The sequence below is a fragment of the Mycolicibacter arupensis genome (genome assembly GCF_002086515.1).
GTDB lineage: Bacteria > Actinomycetota > Actinomycetes > Mycobacteriales > Mycobacteriaceae > Mycobacterium > Mycobacterium arupense.
Window position 1 is genome coordinate 1 of the sequence record NZ_MVHH01000117.1, and the last position, 1,106, is coordinate 1,106.

The window sequence follows — 1,106 nt, forward strand, 5'->3', positions numbered from 1 at the left end:
GGGCTAGCTGTTGTGACCACGGACGTTAGGTACGGCGTGGCGTGGTGACATGAAGAAGACCTCCGAGTGAAGTGCGAGCTGTCTAGGAACGCATAACTCACTCCGGAGGTCTTCGTGTCCCACCGTAATGCTCCTTTGTCCGAAACCGGTCGGCTGCGTCTGGCCCGTTGTGTCGTCGAAGACGGCTGGCCGCTGCGTCGGGCCGCTGAACGGTTCCAGGTCTCGGTGACTACGGCGGCCCGCTGGGCCGCTCGCTACCGGACTGCTGGTCCGTGCGGGATGGCCGATCACAGCTCACGCCCACACCGCAGCCCCAACCGCACTGCTACGCGCACCGAACGCCGCATCATCAAAGTCCGCGTACTGCGCCGGTGGGGGCCGGCTCGGATCGGCTATCTCCTGGGGCTTCACCCCTCGACCGTGCACCGCGTCTTGAGTCGTTACGGCCTGGCCAAACTGCGTTGGCTCGACCGCCCCACGGGTCGTGTCATCCGTCGTATCGACTCGACCCGCCCTGGCGAGTTGGTGCACGTTGATGTCAAGAAGCTGGGCAAGATCCCCGCGGGCGGGGGATGGCGGATGCTGGGCCGCACGGTAGGTAATCGCAACTGTCGCGCCGACAAGAGTTCTGGGCGGCGCAGCAAGCACGGCCAGCCGCTTCATGGGCATCATTTCCTGCACACGGCAATCGACGGCTACTCGCGTTTGGTCTACAGCGAGATTCTCACCGACGAGCGCAAGGACACCGCGGCGGCCTTTTGGACTCGCGCCAACAGCTGGTTCGCCCAATGCGGCATACCGGTACGGAAAGTGTTGACCGACAACGGCTCGTGCTACCGCTCACACGCCTTCCGCGATGCGCTGGGTCAGATAGAACATCGACGGACACGGCCCTACCGGCCACAAACCAACGGCAAGGTGGAGCGATTTCACCGCACCCTGGCCGACGAATGGGCCTACGCCCGGCTTTACACCAGCGACGCCGAACGCTGCGCCGAGTTCCCCCGCTGGCTGCACACCTACAATCACCACCGCGGCCACACCGCACTCAGAGGCCAACCACCCGCCAGCCGCGTACCCAACCTCTCAGGTCACAACAGCTAGCC

Annotated in this window: 1 protein-coding gene; it reads left to right on the plus strand. The window is 64.6% G+C overall.

The window, feature by feature from the left end; all coding sequences use genetic code 11:
* Window positions 1–114 precede the first annotated feature (114 nt).
* A complete protein-coding gene (locus tag BST15_RS20935) occupies window positions 115–1,104 on the plus strand; it encodes an IS481 family transposase (protein ID WP_083071176.1) in 990 nt (329 codons plus the stop codon).
* Window positions 1,105–1,106 lie beyond the last annotated feature (2 nt).